At 61.0% G+C, this 1,050-nt stretch carries 2 protein-coding genes; both read left to right on the top strand.

The window, feature by feature from the left end:
- Positions 1 to 353 (top strand): nitroreductase family protein (locus C8024_RS09925; RefSeq protein WP_173204628.1); only part of this gene is annotated, 353 nt, incomplete at its 5' end.
- 40 nt (positions 354 to 393) lie between these two features.
- Positions 394 to 1,050 (top strand): DUF4437 domain-containing protein (locus tag C8024_RS09930; RefSeq protein WP_217272133.1); only part of this gene is annotated, 657 nt, incomplete at its 3' end.

Consider the following 1,050-nt stretch of genomic DNA (forward strand, 5'->3'; position numbering starts at 1 on the left):
AAGACGGCCGGTTCGAAGCCGACCCCGAAACCTTCCGCGCCCAGATGCACGGTGGCCGCAGCCTGTTCGTCAATCTCCACAAGCAGGATATGAAGGACGTGCAGCATTGGATGGACAAGCAGGTCTATCTGAACATCGGCCAGTTTCTGCTCGGCGTTGCGACGCTCGGTATCGACGCCACCCCGATGGAAGGAATCGACACCAAGACACTGGACGAGGAATTCGGGCTGCGCGAGCAAGGCTATAATAGCCTCGTCGTAGTCGCTCTGGGCTACAGCGACGACGAAGCGGACTATAATGCCAAATTGCCGAAATCGCGCCTGCCCCTCTCGGACATATTGACCGAAGTCTGAGCGCCAATACCTTCTGTTCCCTGACCAAAGGAAATCAGTTGTGACCCGAAAATTGCTTTTATCGATCGCGACCGCATTCTCCGCAACCGCCCTGGCCTGTTCGCCGGCGGTTGCGCGAGACGCGGGTTCCCGGACCGAAGCGCCTTCCAGCGCCGAGCTGATGGTCCCCGAAAATGTCCAGTGGGGACCGCTCAACGCGGCGCGCGGGGACGCGAGCCCGCGCGCGGGCAATCTCTGGGGGGATCGCACCATGCAGGGCGCTTCCGGCTTTCTGGTCCGTTTCGAGGAAGGATTTGCCTCGCCGCCGCATATCCACAATATCTCCTACCGGGGCCTGGTGATCGAGGGGCTGGTCCACAATGACGATCCGGCCGCCGCCAAGATGTGGCTGCCCGCCGGTTCCTTCTGGACCCAGCCCGCCGGTGAATCGCATATTACCGCGGCGCGAGGCGTCGCCAATCTCGCCTATATCGAGATCGACGATGGCCCCTATCTGGTCAAACCGTCGGATGAAACCTTCGACAATGGCGAACGGCCGATCAACATGCACCAGTCCAATTTCGTCTGGCTAGATGCCGCCAACGTCGAGTGGCTGCAAATGGCTCAGGGTGCGAGCGCGCCGCAAATGGCTTTTCTTTGGGGCGATCCGCAACAGGGTGAAGCGAGCGGTGCGCTGCTGAAACTGCCCGCCGGGTTT

This window comes from Sphingopyxis sp. BSNA05, assembly GCF_013265645.1.
Taxonomy (GTDB): Bacteria; Pseudomonadota; Alphaproteobacteria; order Sphingomonadales; family Sphingomonadaceae; genus Parasphingorhabdus.